We start from the raw sequence: 19,482 nt of genomic DNA on the forward strand, positions 1-19,482 counted from the left end.
CGTGTTCGACGGGTTCTCCGCGACGAACAGCACGCCGTCGGCATAAGTCGCGGTGACGACGCTGCGACCGCGGGCGATGCCCTTGCGGGCCAGGTCCGAGCGGTCGCGCATGATCTGCTCGGCGCTCGCGTAGTACGGGAACGTCATCGTCTACTCCCCCGCTCCAGCATCTGCGGCGTAGCGGCGCTCGCGGCTGGCGATGATCGCCGTCGCAGCGGCCGCGATCGCCTCTTGCGCGACCTCCTCGGCACCGTCGGGACCGACGGTCACCGCAGTCGGGAAGATCTTGCGCACGGTGTCGGGGCCCGCCGTCGCCGAATCGTCGTCGGCGGCGTCGTAAAGGGCCTCCACCGCGACCGACAGTGCCTCGTCGGCGGTGAGGTCGCCGCGGTAAAGCTTCTTGCACGACGACTTCGCGAAAACCGAGCCCGACCCGATGGCCGTGTAGCCGCCGAACTCCTCGTGGCGGTCGCCGGCGACGTCGAAGGAGAAGATCCGTCCGCGCGCCTTGGGATCGGCCGCGTCGGCGTCGTACCCGACGAGCAGCGGGATGGCGGCCAGGCCCTGCAGCGCGGCGCCGAGGTTGCCGCGCACCATCGCGGCCAGGCGCGACACCTTGCCGTCGAGGGTCAGCGGGACACGCTCGATCTTCTCGTAGTGCTCGAGCTCGACGGTGAACAGGCGCACCATCTCCACCGCGATGCCCGCGGTGCCCGCGATGCCCACCGCCGAGTAGTCGTCGGTGATGAACACCTTCTGGATGTCGCGAGTCGCGATCAGGTTGCCGGCCGTGGCGCGGCGATCACCGGCCAGCACCACCCCGCCCGGGTAAGCCACTGCGACGATCGTCGTGCCGTGGGGAACCGAATCAGCAGCGCCGGGGACCGGCACCTGCCCGGCGCGGCGGCCGGGTAGCGAATCGGGGGCGTGCCGGGCCAGGTACTCGGTGAACGAGGAGATATCCGGCGACCGGTTCACTGGCCGCCCTTCTGCACGTATGCGCGCACGAAGTCCTCGGCATTCTCTTCCAGCACGTCGTCGATCTCGTCGAGCAGGTCGTCGGTGTCCTCGGCGAGCTTTTCGCGACGCTCCTGACCGGCCGAGCCGTCGGGCCCGAGCTCGTCGTCGTCGCCTCCGCCACCGGATCGTTTCTGTTCCTGCGCCATGCCGCCTCCATTCACACGAATCGAATTCCACACTATCCGAACACGGGCATGCGCTCCCGGCTACTTGGCCGTCAGCTCGTCGACGAGTGCCGCGGCGGAGTCCACCGAGTCGAGCAGTTCGCCCACGTGGGAACGGCTGCCGCGCAACGGTTCCAGCGTTGGGATCCGGATCAGCGAATCACCACCGAGGTCGAAGATCACCGAGTCCCAACTCGCGGCCGCGATATCGGCTCCGAAGCGGCGCAGGCACTCCCCGCGGAAGTAGGCCCGGGTGTCGGCGGGCGGGTTGCTGATGGCCGCCGTCACCTGCGCCTCGTCGATGAGGCGTTTCATCGAGCCCCGGGCCACCAGGCGGTTGTAGAGGCCCTTGTCCAGACGGACGTCGGAGTACTGCAGGTCGATCAGTGCGAGGCGCGGCGCCGACCACCCCAGGCCCTCCCGCTGCCGGAAACCGTCGAGCAGCCGCAGCTTGGCGGGCCAGTCGAGGATCTCAGCGCACTCCATCGGGTCGCGCTCGAGCTTGTCGAGGACATCGGCCCAGGTCGCCAGGACATGCGCGGCGGCCTCGTCGTCGCTGTGGTGCAGGTCGTGGAACTGCTGTGCGCGCGCCAGGTACTCCCGCTGGATGGCCAGCGCCGTCATCTCACGGCCGTCGGCGAGAGCGACGACCGCGGTCAGCGTCGGGTCGTGGCTGATGGTGTGGACCGCGGCTACCGGGCGCGCGAGTTCCAAGTCGGAGAGGTCGACGCCGGCCTCGATGAGGTCGAGGACCAGCGCGGTCGTGCCGACCTTCAGGTAGGTGGCGGTCTCCGCGAGGTTGGCGTCACCGATGATCACATGCAGCCGCCGGTACCGGTCGGGATCGGCGTGCGGCTCGTCGCGGGTGTTGATGATGCCGCGCTTGAGGGTCGTCTCCAGGCCAACCTCGACCTCGATGTAGTCGGCACGCTGGGACAACTGGAAGCCCGGTTCGTCGCCGGACTGTCCGATGCCCACCCGACCGGATCCGCAGAACACCTGCCGGGAGGCGAAGAACGGGGTCAGGCCGGTCACGACGTCGACGAACGGCGTGGCGCGGTCCATTAGGTAGTTCTCGTGCGTCCCGTAGGACGCGCCCTTGCCGTCGATGTTGTTCTTGTACAACTGCAGGCGCGGCGCGCCGGGCACGCTCGCCACGTACCGTGCGGCCGCCTCCATGATCCGCTCGCCGGCCTTGTCCCAGATCACGGCGTCCATCGGGTTGACCACCTCGGGCGCCGAGTACTCCGGATGCGCGTGATCGACGTAGAGGCGCGCGCCGTTGGTGAGGATCATGTTGGCCGCGCCGATCTCGTCGGCGTCGATGATCGGTGCCGGACCGCTGCTGCGCCCCAGGTCGTAGCCGCGCGCGTCCCGCATCGGGGACTCCACCTCGTAGTCCCAGCGGGTCCGGCGCGCCCGCGGCACGGCCGCGGCAGCGGCATACGCCAGCACCGCCTGCGTCGACGTCATGATCGGATTGGCCGACGGGTCATCGGGCGCGGAGATGCCGTACTCGACTTCGATCCCGATGATTCGCTGCATGTCGTCCAGCGTAATGACCCCTCTTCTAGAGGTATTGGCCGGTCGAGGTCTCGGTGTCGATCGCGCGGCTCGCACCCGAACTCTTGCCGGTGACCAGCGTGCGGATGTAGACGATCCGCTCGCCCTTCTTGCCCGAGATGCGGGCCCAGTCGTCGGGGTTCGTCGTGTTCGGCAGGTCTTCGTTCTCGGCGAACTCGTCGAGGATCGAATCCAGCAGGTGCCCGATCCGCAGGCCGGCCTGACCCGACTCCAACTGCGCCTTGATCGCATACTTCTTGGCGCGGTCGACGACGTTCTGGATCATCGCACCGGAGTTGAAGTCCCGGAAGTACATGATCTCCTTGTCGCCGTTGGCGTAGGTGACCTCCAAGAACCGGTTGTCCTCGCTCTCGGCGTACATCCGGTCCACGACACGCTCGATCATCGCGCGCACGCAGGCAGCGCGATCACCGTCGAACTCGGCGATGTCGTCGGGATGGATGGGCAGCGCCTCGGTCAGGTACTTGGAGAAGATGTCGATGGCCGACTCGGCGTCGGGCCGCTCGATCTTGATCTTCACGTCGAGGCGGCCCGGCCGCAGGATGGCCGGGTCGATCATGTCCTCGCGGTTGGAGGCGCCGATCACGATCACGTTCTCCAGGCCCTCGACGCCGTCGATCTCGCTGAGCAACTGCGGGACGACGGTGGTCTCGACGTCGCTCGACACGCCGGAACCGCGGGTCCGGAAGATCGAGTCCATCTCGTCGAAGAACACGATCACCGGCGTACCGTCGGAGGCCTTTTCACGGGCCCGCTGGAAGATGAGGCGGATGTGCCGCTCGGTCTCTCCGACGAACTTGTTGAGCAGCTCGGGGCCCTTGATGTTGAGGAAGTAGGACTTCGCCTCGTGGGCGTCGTCGCCGCGCGCCTCGGCCATCTTCTTGGCCAGCGAATTCGCCACCGCCTTGGCGATCAGCGTCTTACCGCAACCGGGCGGGCCGTACAGCAGAACGCCCTTGGGCGGGCGCAGCGAATACTCGCGGAACAGTTCGTTGTGCAGGAAGGGCAGTTCGACGGCGTCACGGATCTGCTCGATCTGTCGGCCCAGCCCGCCGATGTCGGAGTAGTCGACGTCGGGCACCTCTTCCAGGACGAGGTCCTCGACCTCGGCCTTCGGGATGCGCTCGAAGGCGACCCCGGCCTTGTTGTCGATAAGCAGCGAATCGCCGGGGCGCAGCTTCCGACGGTGCTCTTCGCCGTCTTCGGAGGCACGCAGCGGTTCGGCGAGGACGACGACGCGCTCCTCGTCGGCATGGCCGACGACCAACGCCCGCTCACCGTCGGCGAGTACCTCCCGCAGGGTGGCGATCTCGCCGGACACGTCGAAGTCGCAACCCTCGACGACGGTCAGCGCCTCGTTGAGGCGAAGCGTCTGGCCGACGCGCATTTCTGTCACGTCGATGTTGGGCGAGACGGTCAGGCGCATCTTGCGCCCGGAGGTGAACACGTCGACCGTCGAGTCGTCGGGATAGACCGACTGCAGCACGCCGTATCCACTGGGCGGCTGACCGAGGCGGTCGACCTCTTCGCGCAGCGCGACGAGCTGCTGACGGGCCTCTTTGAGGGTCTCGAGGAGCTTGGCGTTGCGCGCAGAAAGGTTGTCGACCCGCTCCTGCAATTGCGCGGCGGAGCCCGTCGGGCGGGGTGATCCGCCCGGTTGGTTGGTCTCGGTATGTTCGTTAGTCACGATTGACTCCTTCTCCCGCTCCGCTTCCCACGCTACCGGCGTTCGGGCGCCGATGCGCGCGGGGCGCGCTCGGCCTGTGACGTGATTCGCACTATTTCGACCCGCCGGTGGGCCGCCTGTGCGGGCGCAACGTCGTCTGCCCGTCGGCCAGCCGGCGAGCGGTGACGAGGAAGGCAGTGTGGCCCTGCATGCGGTGCTCGGGACGCACCGCCAGGCCCACTGCACTCCAGTCGCGGACCAGCGTCTCCCACGCACGCGGCTCGGTCCAGCACTCCTGCTCGCGCAGCGCCTCAATGATGCGGGACAGCTGGGTCACGGTGGCCACGTAGACGACAAGGACCCCACCGGGCACGAGGGTCTGACGAACCGTCTCCAACGGCTCCCACGGCGTCACCATGTCAAGGATGAGCCGATCGGCCTGATCAGCCGGGTCGTGGTCAGCCAGGTCGCCGACGCGCAACTCCCAGTTGTCAGGCGCCGAGCCGAAGAACGTCTCGACGTTGCGGCGCGCGTATTCGGCGTGGTCCTCGCGAATCTCATACGACAGCACCGAACCCGATCCGACCGCCCGGAGCAGGCCGCACGTCAGCGCGCCCGAGCCGGCGCCCGCCTCGATGACGCGGCACCCCGGGTGGATGTCGCCCTCGGTGATGATCTGCGCCGAATCCTTCGGGTAGATCACCTGCGCACCGCGCGGCATGGACAACACGAAGTCGGTGAGCAACGGGCGAAGGGCCAAGTACGGCGTGCCGCTGGTCGCCTCGACCACGCACCCCTCCGGCGAGCCGATCAAATCATCGTGGGCGATAGCGCCGCGATGGGTGTGGAACAGTTTGCCCGGCTCGAGGACGACGGTGAACTTCCGCGACTTCGCGTCGGTCAGTTGCACCCGGTCACCCACCTCGAACGGCCCTGTGGTCGGCATCGGGTATCTCCTCGAGGTTCGGCGTCGGCAGGCGGCACCCGAATTATCCCGTGAACGTTTCCCGGAGTTAACACAGGGGTGCGGCGGGGGCGCCTGCCCGCCACGCGCGGGCAACATACTGCTCACACGACGGTTCTACTTTGGCTTTGCGACGGCGGCTGGCCGTTTTCTTACCGGACAGAGGAGTAACCGTGAGTGGCAGCAGTTCGCGACGTCAGGCGATCAAGGCAGTGATGTCGTATGAGAAGGAGCCCGCGGGTTTCACCGAGCCGATGGGCGACACGTTCGGGCGGAACGTGTTCGGCCTTTCCGAGATGCGCAAGCGTCTGCCCAAGCACGTGTTCAAAGCAGTCGCGGCGACGATCGATTCGGGTGCCTCGATGGATCCCCAGATCGCCGACTACGTCGCCGTCGCGATGAAGGACTGGGCGGTGGAGAAGGGTGCCACGCACTACGCGCACGTCTTCTACCCGCTGACCGGGTTCACTGCGGAGAAACACGATTCATTCCTCGAGCCCGAGAACGACGGGTCCTCGCTGGCCGAGTTCGCCGGCAAGACCCTGCTGCAGGGTGAGCCGGATGCGTCGAGCTTCCCCAACGGCGGCCTGCGCGTGACGTTCGAGGCGCGCGGCTACACCGGTTGGGATGTCACCAGCCCGGCCTACATCCTGGAGAACCCGAACGGGAACACCCTCTGTATCCCGACGATCTTCATCTCGTGGACCGGTGAGGCCCTCGACAAGAAGACCCCGCTGCTGCGCAGCCAGCAGGCGATGAGCAAGCAGGCGATGCGGCTGCTCGAGCTGTTCGGGCACGACGACGTCGACACTGTGGTCTCCTACGCGGGCGCCGAGCAGGAGTACTTCCTCGTCGACGAGCACTTCTACTACGCCCGCCCGGACTTGATGACGTGTAACCGGACGCTCTTCGGGGCGCCGCCGTCGAAGGGACAGGAGTTCGACGACCACTACTTCGGTGCCATTCCCGACCGGGTGCTGGCTTTCATGATCGAGCTGGACCGCGAGCTGTTCAAGCTGGGCATCCCGTCCAAGACCCGGCACAACGAGGTCGCGCCCGGCCAGTTCGAGATCGCCCCGGTCTTCGAGCGCTCCGTACTCGCCCACGACCACCAGCAGTTGATGATGACCACTATGAAGAAGGTCGCCGAGAAGTACGGCATGAAGTGCCTGCTGCACGAGAAGCCGTTCGCCGGCGTCAACGGGTCGGGCAAGCACGTCAACTTCTCGCTGGGCAACGCCAACCAGGGCAACCTTCTCAACCCGGGTGACACCCCGCACAAGAACATGCAGTTCCTGACGTTCTGCGGCGCCATCATCCGCTCGGTGCACAAGTACGGGGGCCTGTTGCGGGCCGCGGTGGCGTCGGCGTCCAACGACCACCGACTCGGCGCCAACGAGGCCCCGCCGGCGATCATCTCGATCTTCCTCGGCGACCAGCTCATGGACGTCTTCGACCAGATCGCCAAGGGCGGTGCGACCGATTCGAAGTCGGCCGGCGTGATCGAGCTGGGCGTCGACACCCTGCCGCCGCTCAAGGCCGACCCGGGCGACCGCAACCGGACGAGCCCCTTCGCCTTCACCGGCAACCGCTTCGAGTACCGCGCCCCCGGCTCCAACCAGTCGATCTCCGACCCGATGGTCGCGATCAACACCATCCTCGCCGACTCGCTCGACTTCATCTCCACGGAGTTGGAGGGGCTCCTCGCCGAGGGCGCCACCCTTGCCGAGGCGGTGCAGAAGGTCCTGCAGGGGATCGTCACGACGCACGGCAATGTCATCTTCAACGGCGACGGCTACTCCGACGCCTGGCAGGAGGAGGCGGCCTCGCGCGGCCTGAAGAACCTGCGCACCACGGTCGACGCGGTGGTCGAGTACACGTCCCCCGAGGTCGTCGAGGTCTTCGAGCGCTACGGCGTGCTCAGCGCCCGCGAGCTGAAGGCCCGCGAGGACGTCATCTTCGAGTACTACGCGCTCACCCTGCTGGTCGAGGCGAAGGAGACCGTCGAGGTCGCCACGACGATGCTGCTGCCGGCCGCGATCCGCTTCCAGGGCGAGCTGGCCGCCACCGCCGCCTCACTCAAGGCCGCCGGGGTCCACACCAAGACCCCGCTGCTGACCGAGGTCAGCGAGAAGATCATCGAGCTCGACGACGCGATCAAGGCACTCACTGCGGCGATCGACAAGATGCACGGCAAAAACGAGTATGAGGAGTCGCGCTACGCCTTGGAGAAACTGATCCCGAAGATGACCGCCGTCCGGGAGAAGGCCGATGCGCTGGAGCCGATCGTCGCCGACGACCTCTGGCCGCTACCGACCTACATCGAGATGCTGAATATCCTCTGAGCTGCATTCCGACCACTGCGGGTGCCGATCCGCGACGCGGCGCCGTTCAGCGGACGACGAGCGCAGCCCGCACTTGCGGATCGGTTTCGACGAAGTGGCGCATGCTCCACTCCAATTCTTCGAGCGGAGTTCCGGCCGCCTGGTGGCCGATGAACAACAGCAACGACGTCGCGGCGAACCGGTCCGCGTGGCCGGGGTCGATCCCGATCTCGCGCAGGTAGCGGGCCACTGCGTCACGGCGCGCCGCGTCCACTGCCGATAGCGATTCGGCCACGCGCACATCGCCCGCGGCCCAGATCCGGATCGCCGCCTCGGAACGGTGCGGGAGTGACAGTGCGACAGCGATCAGCGCATCGATCCGCTCGTGGGGCGCGAGCGCGACGTCGAGCCGCGCGACGATGCGGTCGGTAGCCTCGGCCCGCCAATGCTCGATCAGCGCCGCCTCGAACTCTTTCCAGTTGCGGAAGGAATGGTAGAAGGCACCGGTGGTGAGCCCGGTCTGCCGGCACACAGCCGCTTGCTTGAACCCGGGGTACCCGTCTCGGCCGAGCACGGTCATCCCAGCAGCCAGGAAACGGTCGCGCAACGGCGAGGCCTGTGCGGCCCGGTCTTCAATCATGGCGTCCATTATTTCCGGCAGCAATGTTTCGCTTTCTTTCCGCCACTCCATAAGTATACTTACGGAGTCAACGCTGAGAGGATCACGCATGTTTCGTTGGGACCGTAACCGGGGCCTCGACCCCCAGACCGATTTCGAGCAGATCTATCGGAACGTGATGATCTATGACTTCCCCTGGGACCTCAACCAGGCACTGAGCTTCGCCCTGTTCCGCACGTACGCGGTGCCGAGTATCGGTGCACTCCTGTCGGAAACGCGTGGCTTCGACGACACCCAAAAGCGCTACGACGACACCGGAATCCTCCTGGAGCGCCCGATGGTCTGCGGCTTCGACTCCGACGAGGGTAAGACGGCGATCCGCCGGATCAACCAAATGCACCGGTCCTACGACATCTCCAACGACGACCTTCGCTATGTCCTGGCCACCTTCGTCGTGGTGCCCAAGCGCTGGGTCGACGACTACGGCTGGCGCCGGCTCACCTACGACGAGGTGACGGCATCGGTGAACTACTACCGCAAGCTCGGCCGTCATATGAACATCAAGGACATCCCGGAAACCTACGAGGGGTTCGCCGACCTGTTGGACTCCTACGAGGCGCAGCACTTCGCATTCGACGAGGGCGGTCGTCGCGTCGCGGACATGACGATGGAGCTGATGACCACCTTCTATCCGCGACCCTTTCGCTCGGCGGTCCGCGTGTTCTCCCTCGCTCTCATGGACCGCCCCCTGCTCGATGCCTTCGGCTACTCGGAGCCGCCGGCCGTCGTCGTCGCACTCTCACGCGGAGCCATGCGGCTGCGCGCCGCCGTTTTGCGGGCCTTCCCACCGCGACTGCGCCCCAAGCCTTTCGAGAAGAACCGCCGCATGAAGAGCTACGCCCCGGGCAACATCACGACCGCGGCGCTAGGCACCTTCCCCACGTGCCCCGTGCACACGGACATGGACGCCACGGCCGAGGCCATCGCGTAGGACGCTCGCGCTAGAAGCGGCAGGAGCGGATGTCGGTGGCCAAGATTGCCTTGGCGCCGAGCTCGGCGAGTTCATCCATCAGGTTCTGGTGGTTCTTGCGCGGCACCATTGCGCGCACCGCCACCCAGTCCGGATCGGCCATCGGAGCCACCGTCGGCGATTCCAGGCCGGGGGTCAACTTGGACGCCTCGTCGAGGAGTCCGCGCGGGCAGTCGTAGTCGATCATCACGTACTGCTGACCGAACACGACGCCCTGGACACGGGCGACGAATTGGCGCGCGGCCTTGTCCAGCTCGGCGCCCTTGCGGGAGACCAGGACTCCCTCGGAATCACACAGGGAATCGCCGAAAGCCACCAACGAGTGTTGGCGCAGCGTGCGACCCGATCCGACCACGTCGGCGATCGCATCTGCGACACCCAGCTGGATCGAGATTTCGACGGCGCCGTCGAGGCGGATAATCTCGGCCTCAATGCCCCGCTCCCCCAGATCGGCGCGTACGAGGTTCGGATACGACGTGGCGATCCGTTTGCCGGCGAGATCCGCGACGGTCCACTCGGTCCCCGCGGGGGCGGCGTAGCGGAACGTCGACGACCCGAAGCCCATCGCCAGCTGCTCGTCGACGGCTGCACCGGAGTCGGCGGCGAGGTCGCGACCGGTGATACCGAGGTCCAGCGTTCCCTGCCCGACGTAGATCGCGATGTCCTTGGGCCGCAGGAAGAAGAACTCGACGTCGTTGGCGGTGTCGAGGACGGTGAGGTCCTTCGAGTCCGACCGTTTGCGGTAGCCGGCCTCGGCGAGCACCGTGCCCGCCGACTCGGAGAGGGCTCCCTTGTTGGGGACTGCGACGCGCAGCATGACTGTTTCAGGTCCTTATCGGTCGTCGATATCGGTCGTTCAGTGGTGGGCGGTCACAGATGCCGGTAGACATCGTCCAAGCTCAGGCCACGCTTGATCATCATCACCTGCAGCCAATAGAGCAGCTGGGAGATCTCCTCGCCCAGCGACTCGTCGGACTCGTGCTCGGCGGCCAGCCACACCTCACCGGCCTCTTCGATGATCTTCTTCCCAAGCGTGTGCACGCCGGAGTCGAGCGCGGCGACGGTGCCGCTGCCCGTCGGTCGGGTACGGGCCTTTTCGCCCAGCTCGGCGAACAGTTCGTCGAAGGTTTTCACGGTTGCCCATCTTCCCACGTCACGGGCGAGCGGCCCAATCGCTTTCCCCGCCGCCGCTTTCCCGCTGTCTCCCGCGCGGCGGTCCAACCCTCAGGGCAGCCGAGCCCACAGGGTCAGCAACCGCGTGGTTTGTCGCGGCGAGTGGTTGTCGTCGACGACGAGGTGGATCGTGTGCCCGTCCGCGTAGGCTGCGGAGACCGCCATCCCCTCGTAGTTGTCGAGCAACGGGTTGCGCTGGGTTTCCCTGGTGGGCGCACCCAACGTCGGGCACTGCGCAAGATCTGCCAGCACGCGCCGATTCAGGCGGCGCACCCAATCACGTCCCGCAGGCGGGCCGATGTTCGCCGTGGTCAGCACGACGCTGTTCCCACGGGCCCGGCTGTAGGCGGCCTCCAACACGACAAGGCGGTCGGGCCCGTACGCGGCGATCTCGGCAACCCTCATCCCAGGAGCCGGGAGGTAGACGAGTTCGCGGGCAAGGACGAACCGGCCAGCGCGGGTGCGCCGGTAGTCGAGCATCCGCAGCGTGCCCGGATCATCGCCAGTCAGTGGTTTCTCCATCGCGGCGACGAGCCGGTCGCCCGCCGGCGTCGCGGTCAGCCCTTCCAGGGTTCCGTTCCGGACCGCCTGCCCGAGCGGCGTCACCCGGAACCGCGATGGAATCGCGAGGTCGTCGCGCCACCGTCCGTCGCGGTCGAACACCGAGATCGCGGGGCCGCGCTCGAAGCTGACCGCGAGTCGCCCGTCGGCCAACACCGCGAGGCCCTCGGTATCGGCCTTCCCCGGGATCGCCCGGCCGTCGCGGCCGTGCAGTCGGATCGGCGGGCCCGCCACACGCGGCTGCGCCACCGGTAGCTCGTCGAGGCCGGCGAGGGGCCAGATCAGCGCCGTCGTCGGCGTGCGGTCGGCCAGTGCGAGGTACCGCGCCGCCCGCGGGTCGTGCGCCAGCGCCGACAACCCGGCCACCGTCTCCCCGCCATACGTGCGCTTGTCGAGCGCGTCCGAATACCCCAGCGCCATCACCGACGGCGAGCACCATCCCGGCACGGCCGGCGCAGCGTGCGCGACTGGGACACCGATGGTCGCCAGAACTGTGAGCAGGACGGCAAGCGCGTTCACGATGACAATCATCGCCCACCCGCTTCGCCGTCTCGATCCCGCCTCGCCGACCGGTGGAGCGGGATCGAGGCCGTGGAGCGGGAGTGCACCGCCGACTACTGGAGGGCCAGGGCCTCGTGGAACGCCTCGGACAGCTCGCCCACACCCACGCCCACGAGAGACTCCCGGAACACCCGCCCCGGTGCCTCCGAAACGGCGACCGCGGACGGCACGATGAGCGCGGGACAGCCCGCAGCGCTCGCCGAGGCAGCCCCCGTCGGCGAATCCTCGACCACCAGGCACGCATACGGCCCATAGCCGAGGAGATCGGCGGCACGCAGATATGGGAACGGTGCCGGTTTGCCCATCGGCACCTCGTCGCCGCACACCGTCGCACTGAATCGAGCGCGGCCGATCGTTGCGAGCGCGACCTCGGTCAGTTCGCGCACGGTATTGGTCACCAGGACCATCGCGATACCGGCGTCGCCGACGGCGTCGAGCGCCTCGCGCGCCCCCGGCCGCCACGGCAGCCCCTCCTCGAACAATCCTCCGACGTGATCCAGCAGCCAGCGGGCGTCGGCGTCGGTGTCACGATCGTCCACCGCGATCCCCGCGGCGTCGTAGACCTTGGACATCGCGTCGGGCAGCGAGTTCCCCAGGGTCGCCTCGCGCAGTTCGGGGCTCAGTGCCAGTCCGTTGCGCTCGGCGAAATCTTCGACGGCGATGTCCCAGATCGGCTCGGAGTCGATCAGGGTGCCGTCCATATCCCACAGGACCGCTGCGGGCGGTGTATTGCTCACCGTCGCATCATCTCACCGTCGAGCAGCACGAAACAGCGCCGACGGCCCACCTCACACTGGCTGATCGGTCACACCGCACGCCCGTCGCGAGACCCACCACGCTCGAATGGCGAAGCCTCAGACGTTGAAGTACTTGGCCTCGGGGTGGTGCAGCACAAACGCATCGGTCGACTGCTCCGGGTGCAGCTGCAACTCCTCCGACAGCACGACGCCGATCCGCTCCGACTCCAGCAGGTCGACCATGTGCGCGCGGTCCTCCAGGTTCGGGCACGCGCCGTAGCCGAAGGAGTATCGGGCGCCGCGGTATTCGAGGTCGAAGAAGCCCTGCGGGTCGTCGGGGTCTTCGGCGGCCATCGACCCACCGGCGAATGTCAGCTCTGAGCGCACCCGCTGGTGCCAGTACTCGGCGAGCGCCTCGGTGAGCTGCACGCTGATCCCGTGCACCTCGAGGTAGTCGCGGTAGGCGTCGCCGGCGAACAACTCGTTCGCGAAGTCGGCGATCTCGCTGCCCATCGTCACCAGCTGCAGCGGCAACACATCGGTGCGGCCCATCTCGATCGCCCGCTCGCGTGAGGCGATGAAGTCGGCGATGTTGAGGAACCGCGGACGCTGCTGGCGCGGGAACTCGAAGCTCACGCGCACCGGAGCCGACGGGTCGGGCTCGGTGAGCACGTGCACCGTGTCGCCGTCACTCACCGCCGGGAAGTAGCCGTACACGACGGCGGCATGGGCGAGGATCCCCTCGGTGGAGAGCCGGTCGATCCAGTGCCGCAGCCTCGGCCGGCCCTCGGTCTCCACGAGGTCCTCGTAGCTCGGCCCCTCGCCGCCGCGCGCTCCGCGCAGCCCCCATTGACCCAGGAAGAGCGCACGCTCGTCCAGGCACGTCAGGTAGTCGGCGACGGGGATGCCGCGCACAACGCGACTGCCCCAGAACGGCGGCACCGGGATCTCGTTGTCAGCAGCGACATCCGAACGCGCCGGCACTTCCACCGGCACCTCGGCAGCCTTGCGCTTGGCCGCGATCGCCTTGGACCGCGCGTGACGCTCCTTGCGCTCGGCGGCCTTCGCTGCGGCGGCCTTGGCCTCTTCGCTATCGGGGTCGGGCCCCTCACCGCGCTTGACGGCCATGATGTCGTCCATCAGCCGCAGGCCCTCGAAGGCGTCGCGCGCGTAGTGGACGTCACCGTCGTAGGTCTCGGTGAGGTCGTTCTCCACATACGCGCGGGTCAGCGCGGCACCGCCGAGAAGCACCGGGTACTCCGCAGCACCCCGAGAGTTCATCTCCTCGAGGTTCTCCTTCATGACCACCGTCGACTTCACCAGCAGCCCCGACATCCCGATGACGTCGGCATTCTTGTCGCGCGCCGCCTCCAAGATGGTGTTGATCGGCTGCTTGATCCCGAGGTTGACCACCTCGTAACCGTTGTTGGACAGGATGATGTCGACCAGGTTCTTGCCAATGTCGTGGACGTCGCCCTTCACCGTCGCCAGGACGATGCGGCCCTTGCCGCTGTCGCCGGTCGACTCCATGTGCGGCTCGAGGTGCGCGACGGCGGCCTTCATGACCTCGGCCGACTGCAGCACAAACGGCAACTGCATCTGACCCGACCCGAACAGCTCGCCGACGGTCTTCATCCCATTCAGCAGCGTCTTGTTGATGATCTCCAGCGGCGGCACCTGCGTCATCGCCTCGTCGAGGTCGGCCTCCAGGCCGGCGCGCTCACCGTCGACGATGCGCCGCTCCAGCCGCTCGAAGAGTGGCAGCGCGGCCAACTCGGCCGCCCGGCTCTCCCGCGACGACGCCGCAGACACGCCTTCGAACAACTCCATCAGCTTCTGCAGCGGGTCGTAACCCTCGCGTCGACGGTCGTAGACGAGGTCGAGAGCGACCTCGCGCTGCTCGTCGGGAATCCGCGCCATCGGCAGGATCTTCGATGCGTGCACAATCGCCGTGTCCAGCCCGGCCTGGACGCACTCGTGCAGGAACACCGAGTTCAACACCTGCCGCGCGGCAGGGTTCAGGCCGAACGAGATGTTCGAAATGCCCAGGGTGAAGTGCAGCGACGGATGCGCCTCCTTGAGCCGGCGGATCGCCTCGATCGTCTCGATGCCGTCGCGGCGCACCTCTTCCTGGCCGGTGGAGATCGGGAACGTCAACGCGTCGACGATGATGTCCTCTTCGGACAGGCCCCACTGGCCCGTCAGGTCGGCGATCAGGCGCTCGGCGATACGCACCTTGTGGTCGGCGGTGCGCGCCTGCCCCTCTTCATCGATGGTCAGCGCCACGACCGCGGCGCCGTGTTCGACGGCGAGCGCCATGATCCGCTGGTAGCGCGACCCGGGGCCGTCGCCATCCTCGAAGTTGACCGAGTTGACCGCGCAGCGCCCGCCGAGTGCTTCCAGACCGGCCTCGATCACATCGGGCTCGGTGGAGTCGATCATGATCGGTAGCGTCGAGGCCGTCGCAAACCGTGTGGCCAGCGCCGTCATGTCCAGCGCCCCGTCACGGCCGACGTAGTCGACGTTGAGGTCGAGCATGTGCGCACCGTCGCGCGTCTGCTCCTTGGCGACGTCGAGGCAGTGCTGGTAGTCCTGCGCGATCATCGCCTCGCGGAACGCCTTGGACCCGTTGGAGTTGGTCCGCTCCCCGATCACCAGGAAGCTGGCGTCCTGGTCGAAGGGCACCGACGTATACAGCGACGACGTCGCCGATTCATGTTGCGGATCGCGCGGGGCGCGCTCCACCGCGGCGACCGCATCGGCGACCTGTCGGATGTGCTCGGGCGTCGTGCCACAGCAGCCGCCGACCATCGACAGCCCGTACTCGGTGACGAAGCCGCTCAGCGCGACGGCCAGCTCCTCCGGGGTCAGCGGATACTCGGCCCCCTTCGGACCGAGCACCGGCAGACCCGCGTTGGGCATCACCGACACCGGGATCCGTGCGTGACGCGACAGGTAGCGCAGGTGCTCGCTCATCTCGGCCGGACCGGTCGCACAGTTCAGCCCGATGACGTCGATGCCCAGCGGTTCCAGCGCGGTCAGTGCCGCGCCGATCTCCGAGCCCAGGAGCATGGTCCCGGTCGTCTCGACCGTCACGTGCACCAGGATCGGAATGTGTCGGCCGACCTGCGCCATGGCCCGCCGGCATGCGACGGCGGCAGCTTTCACCTGCAGCAGGTCTTGGGCGGTCTCGATGAGGATGCCGTCGGCACCGCCGTCGAGCATTCCCGTCGCACACTGCTGGTAGGCGTCGCGCAGCACCGCGAACGTCGTGTGCCCCAGGCTGGGCAGCTTGGTGCCCGGCCCGATGGAGCCCAGCACGAAGCGATCGGTGCCCGAGGCCGTCTTGCCCATCTCGTCGGCGACGCCGCGCGCGATCGCCGTTCCACGGTAGGCCAGATCGGTGATGCGGTCGGCGATGTCGTAGTCGCCGAGGTTCGAAAGGTTGCACCCAAAGGTGTTGGTCTCGACGAGATCCGCACCTGCTTCGAAGTACGACCGGTGGATGTGGGCCAGCACATCGGGGCGAGTCTCGTTGAGGATCTCGTTGCAGCCCTCGAGACCGAGAAAGTCGTCGAGCGTCAGATCCGCCGCCTGCAGCATCGTGCCCATCGCGCCGTCACCGATCAGGACGCGCTGCGACATGGCCGACAGCAGCGTCGAATCGTAGGCGGGCACGCCGATAGACACCGAATTCATGTCCACCAGAGTATTCGCCCGCCCGCAGCGCTCCACCGTAGGCTGGTCCTATGACCCCCGATCACCCCGTCACGCTGTCGCAATTGCGCAGCCCCGTGCTGGTGGCCGCATTCGAGGGCTGGAACGATGCGGGCGAGGCCGCCACAGGTGCGGTCGAGCACCTCGAGCTGTTCTGGAATGCCGAGCAGGCCTGCGAGATCACCCCCGACGATTACTACGACTTCCAGGTGAGTCGGCCGACGGTCCACCTGATCGACGGGGTCAGCCGGCGCCTGGAGTGGCCGACGACGACGTTCTCCTACTGCTCGCCGCCGGGCGCCGACCATGACCTGGTGCTGGTCAAGGGCATCGAGCCCAACTTCCGCTGGCGGGCCTTCGTCGCGGAGATAGCCGAGATCGCCGAGATCGCCGGTGTCACCTCGGCGGTGATGCTGGGGTCGATGATGGCCGATGTACCCCACACGCGCCCCGTGTCGATCTCCGGTTCGGCGCACAGCAGTGAGGCGGCCAAGCAGTACCGGCTTGCCGAGTCGCGGTACCAGGGACCGACGGGGATCACCGGCGTGCTGCAGGACGGCCTCGTCGCCGCTGGGATCCCGTCGGTGTCGCTCTGGGCCGCCGTCCCGCACTACCTTTCGTCCTCACCGAATCCAAAGGCGACACTGGCACTGCTGCGCCGACTCGAAGACGTCCTCGACCTCGAGATCCCGATGGACCAACTGCCCGAGCGCGCGGCGGCGTGGGAGCGCACCGTCGACGAGATGACCTCCGACGACGAGGATATGGCCGAGTACATCCGCCAGCTCGAGGAGAACGACGATGCGGCGGCGACGGATCCGGAGACGCTGCCGGAGATCGACGGTGAGCAGCTCGCCGCAGATTTCGAGCGCTACCTGCGGCGCCGCAACCCCGACGCCGGCTAGTTTCCGACCGTCCGGGCCCCGCGGGGGTCGGGTCAGCCGATCCGCTCGATGGACACGACCGGCGTCGTGATGCGCCACGTCCGGACATCCGGGTCATCGACGGCGCGTACCCAGAACTGGGCCGACTCCCCCACCGTGCACACCTTGACGCCCAACAGCGGGATGTCCTCGGAGTCGCGCCGCAACTCACTGATCTCCCACGCACCATCACTGCTGCTGCCGACGCCGGGCGCGCGCAACAGCGTCATCTCACCGAAGTCGAGGAGGTAGGTCGATGTCCGGGTCACCACTGTCCACACCCCCTCGGAGGTGTCAGTCGGGATGCGCTTCACCTGTGCCACGGTTCGGACCTTAGCGCAGGTCGACGCCGAGTAGCGCGTCGACCGCCGCCACCACGTCGGCCGCACCCGACGAGTCGCTCCCAAGGCCCAGTTCGACATCGGCGACCCACCCGTCGATCGCCGCCAGGGCCTTCGGCGTGTCCAAGTCGTCGGCCAGGTGCGCGCGCACCCGCTCGATGACCGGCGCGGCGTCGGGGCCCGTCCCGGTCGCCACCGCGGCGCGCCAGCGGTTCAGACGGGCGACGGCCTCCTCGAGCACCGCATCGGTCCACATCCGGTCGGCGCGGTAGTGCTGGGCCCCCAGTGCCAGGCGCACCGCACCGGGATCGACACCGGCCTCGCGCAGCTTGTGCACGAACACCAGGTTGCCCAGGCTCTTGGACATCTTCTCCCCGTCCAACCCCATCATCCCGGTGTGCACGTAGTGCCGGGCGAAGCGGCGGACGCCGGTGAGCGCCTCGGCATGGGCGGCGGAGAACTCGTGGTGCGGGAAGATCAAGTCGTTGCCGCCGCCCTGGATGTCGAACCCGGCACCCAGGCGGTTCAGCGCGATGGCCGAGCATTCGATGTGCCACCCGGGCCGTCCGTCGCCGAACGGCGCCGGCCACGACGGCTCGCCGTCGCGCCGGGCGCGCCACAGCAGCGCGTCGAGACGGTCGCGTTTGCCCGGACGGTCGGGATCCCCGCCCCGCTGCGCGAAGAACATCTCCATCGTCGGCCGGTCGTAGCCCGACTCGTAGCCGAACTGCTCGGTGGCATCGATCCGGTAGTAGACGTCGGGATACTCGGCGTCATCGACGATGTAGGCCGCTCCGGACTCGAGTAGGCGCCCGACCATCTCGACGACCTCGCCGACAGATTCCACGGCGCCCACGTACTCCTGGGGCGGCAGCACCCGCAGTCCCGCCATGTCGTCGCGGAACAGTGCAATCTCACGAGCGCCCAGGTCGCGCCAATCCACGCCGTCGCGCTGCGCCCGCTCGAAGAGCGGATCGTCGACGTCGGTCACGTTCTGCACGTAGACGACCTCGTGTCCGGCGTCGCGCAGCAACCGGTTGACGAGGTCGAAGGTGAGGTAGGTGGCGGCGTGGCCGAGGTGGGTCGCGTCGTAGGGGGTGATGCCGCAGACATACATCGTCGCTGTTTTCCCGGGCGCGACCGGGAGCACCTGGCGGGCCGAGGTGTCGTACAGGCGGAGGGCTGGGGGCGCTCCGGCGAGCTGCGGCACTGCCGGCGGTGACCACGACTGCATGCCCGCCAGCTTAGGTGTCCGCAGGAGGACTCAGAACGGCGGCCACGGAATAGGTCGATGATCCGGCGGCGACGGCAACTCCGGGTCGTCGACCAACCGGCGGGCGCGGTTGAGCAGGGCCGCCACCTCGTCGGCGGTGATCAACCCGCGCAACCCGGCCGCCAGCTCCCCGTGGGGGTCGGCCAGCCGTTGCGCGAACGCGTCGACGTCGGCGAGAAGGCCGCCGGGGACCGCCGATCCGGCCCAGCCCCACAGCACGGTGCGCAGTTTGTCGTGGGTGTGCAGGCAGATGCCGTGGTCGATGCCGTACACCACACCGTCGACCCCGGCCAGGATGTGGCCGCCCTTGCGGTCGGCGTTGTTGAGCAGCACGTCGAGGACTGCCATCCGCTGCAGTCGCGGGTCATCGGCGTGGACCAGGACGACTTCGTCGCCGCGCCCGTCGAAGCCCGACACGATCGGGAAGTAGTCCGCCAGTACCGCATCCGGGCCGCACAGGTCGACCAGCTCCGGACCCGACTGCCCTCCGGGGTCGACCGGGTCGACCACGTCGACCCAGCGTTGCACCATGCCCTCACCGAGCGGTCCCGAAGCCCGGAACACCGTGTGTGGCACCGTGTCCCACCCGAGATCGGCGCACACAAGATAGGCGGCGACCTCGCGCCCGGCCAGTGTGCCATCCGGAAAGTCCCACAGTGGAGCCTCGCCGCTGACCGGTTTGTAGACGCACCGCACCGGATTGCCGTCGGCGCAGGTGGCCGTCGCGACCAGCGTGACGTTGCTGGCATGGGGAATCCGGCCGAGGACCTCCAACTCCCCGTGCGCCAACGCGTCGATGACGTCGTTCCCGCCCGCGTCGGTCAT

Annotated in this window: 17 protein-coding genes and 1 pseudogene; 3 read left to right on the forward strand and 15 right to left on the reverse strand. The window is 67.7% G+C overall.

From position 1 onward, the window contains the following. The 6 genes and pseudogenes from B4L26_RS07365 to B4L26_RS07390 all read right to left on the reverse strand — a co-directional run. A pseudogene (locus B4L26_RS07365) lies at positions 1–147 on the reverse strand (proteasome subunit alpha); the annotation flags it as partial. Positions 148–150: 3 nt separating this feature from the next. After that, positions 151–978: a proteasome subunit beta gene (gene prcB, locus B4L26_RS07370; protein ID WP_290717572.1), complete on the reverse strand. Its 828-nt coding sequence runs from the start codon at positions 976–978 to the stop codon at positions 151–153. Next, entirely contained in the window at positions 975–1,166 is a 192-nt protein-coding gene (locus B4L26_RS07375; RefSeq protein ID WP_290717574.1) for a ubiquitin-like protein Pup, read from the reverse strand. Before B4L26_RS07375 ends, prcB begins: the two co-directional genes overlap by 4 nt. 60 nt (positions 1,167–1,226) lie before the next feature. Then, positions 1,227–2,729, reverse strand: coding sequence for a depupylase/deamidase Dop (gene dop / locus B4L26_RS07380; protein ID WP_290717576.1), 1,503 nt, complete (start codon positions 2,727–2,729; stop codon positions 1,227–1,229). Positions 2,730–2,754: 25 nt separating this feature from the next. Further along, on the reverse strand, positions 2,755–4,455 hold the full coding sequence (gene arc / locus B4L26_RS07385) for a proteasome ATPase (protein ID WP_290717577.1): 1,701 nt from the start codon (positions 4,453–4,455) through the stop codon (positions 2,755–2,757). Positions 4,456–4,546: 91 nt separating this feature from the next. Continuing rightward, positions 4,547–5,380 carry a tRNA (adenine-N1)-methyltransferase gene (locus B4L26_RS07390; protein ID WP_290717579.1) on the reverse strand — a complete coding sequence of 278 codons (834 nt, stop codon included), beginning with the start codon at positions 5,378–5,380 and terminating at the stop codon, positions 4,547–4,549. Positions 5,381–5,571: 191 nt separating this feature from the next. Here B4L26_RS07390 and B4L26_RS07395 point away from each other — a divergent pair, with 191 nt between their 5' ends. Then, a complete protein-coding gene (locus tag B4L26_RS07395; RefSeq protein ID WP_290717580.1) occupies positions 5,572–7,743 on the forward strand; it encodes a glutamine synthetase III in 2,172 nt (723 codons plus the stop codon). 46 nt (positions 7,744–7,789) lie between these two features. On the opposite strand, the gene B4L26_RS07400 is transcribed toward B4L26_RS07395, so the two are convergent. Next, complete coding sequence (locus B4L26_RS07400; RefSeq protein WP_290717582.1) at positions 7,790–8,362, reverse strand: TetR/AcrR family transcriptional regulator; 573 nt, start codon at positions 8,360–8,362, stop codon at positions 7,790–7,792. 88 nt (positions 8,363–8,450) lie between these two features. Between B4L26_RS07400 and B4L26_RS07405 the strand changes: the two genes are divergently transcribed. After that, complete coding sequence (locus B4L26_RS07405) at positions 8,451–9,332, forward strand: oxygenase MpaB family protein (RefSeq protein ID WP_290717584.1); 882 nt, start codon at positions 8,451–8,453, stop codon at positions 9,330–9,332. Positions 9,333–9,342: 10 nt separating this feature from the next. Here B4L26_RS07405 and hisG read toward each other — a convergent pair whose 3' ends face one another. From hisG to metH, 5 genes are all read right to left on the reverse strand, one after another. After that, on the reverse strand, positions 9,343–10,188 hold the full coding sequence (gene hisG / locus B4L26_RS07410) for an ATP phosphoribosyltransferase (RefSeq protein WP_290717586.1): 846 nt from the start codon (positions 10,186–10,188) through the stop codon (positions 9,343–9,345). A 53-nt stretch (positions 10,189–10,241) separates the two neighbouring features. Continuing rightward, on the reverse strand, positions 10,242–10,505 hold the full coding sequence (locus B4L26_RS07415; RefSeq protein WP_290717588.1) for a phosphoribosyl-ATP diphosphatase: 264 nt from the start codon (positions 10,503–10,505) through the stop codon (positions 10,242–10,244). 90 nt (positions 10,506–10,595) lie between these two features. Next, positions 10,596–11,636 carry an esterase-like activity of phytase family protein gene (locus B4L26_RS07420; RefSeq protein ID WP_290717590.1) on the reverse strand — a complete coding sequence of 347 codons (1,041 nt, stop codon included), beginning with the start codon at positions 11,634–11,636 and terminating at the stop codon, positions 10,596–10,598. Positions 11,637–11,719: 83 nt separating this feature from the next. Further along, positions 11,720–12,403 carry an HAD family hydrolase gene (locus tag B4L26_RS07425; protein WP_290717592.1) on the reverse strand — a complete coding sequence of 228 codons (684 nt, stop codon included), beginning with the start codon at positions 12,401–12,403 and terminating at the stop codon, positions 11,720–11,722. A gap of 117 nt (positions 12,404–12,520) precedes the next feature. After that, positions 12,521–16,102 carry a methionine synthase gene (gene metH, locus B4L26_RS07430; protein WP_290717594.1) on the reverse strand — a complete coding sequence of 1,194 codons (3,582 nt, stop codon included), beginning with the start codon at positions 16,100–16,102 and terminating at the stop codon, positions 12,521–12,523. A gap of 50 nt (positions 16,103–16,152) precedes the next feature. Between metH and B4L26_RS07435 the strand changes: the two genes are divergently transcribed. Further along, entirely contained in the window at positions 16,153–17,025 is an 873-nt protein-coding gene (locus B4L26_RS07435) for a PAC2 family protein (protein WP_290717596.1), read from the forward strand. 32 nt (positions 17,026–17,057) lie between these two features. Here B4L26_RS07435 and B4L26_RS07440 read toward each other — a convergent pair whose 3' ends face one another. Genes B4L26_RS07440 through B4L26_RS07450 form a run of 3 tightly spaced genes read right to left on the reverse strand, consistent with a single transcriptional unit; the run spans position 17,058 to position 19,482 of the window. Beyond that, entirely contained in the window at positions 17,058–17,366 is a 309-nt protein-coding gene (locus tag B4L26_RS07440) for a hypothetical protein (RefSeq protein ID WP_290717598.1), read from the reverse strand. 10 nt (positions 17,367–17,376) lie between these two features. Beyond that, the gene (gene mshC, locus B4L26_RS07445) at positions 17,377–18,618 is read right to left on the reverse strand and encodes a cysteine--1-D-myo-inosityl 2-amino-2-deoxy-alpha-D-glucopyranoside ligase (protein WP_290717600.1); all 1,242 of its coding nucleotides are present in this window, start codon (positions 18,616–18,618) and stop codon (positions 17,377–17,379) included. A gap of 30 nt (positions 18,619–18,648) precedes the next feature. Further along, positions 18,649–19,482, reverse strand: a complete 834-nt coding sequence (locus tag B4L26_RS07450) for an SCO1664 family protein (RefSeq protein ID WP_290717602.1) — start codon at positions 19,480–19,482, stop codon at positions 18,649–18,651.

The sequence above is a fragment of the Gordonia sp. UBA7599 genome (assembly GCA_002477755.1).
Taxonomy (GTDB): domain Bacteria; phylum Actinomycetota; class Actinomycetes; order Mycobacteriales; family Mycobacteriaceae; genus Gordonia.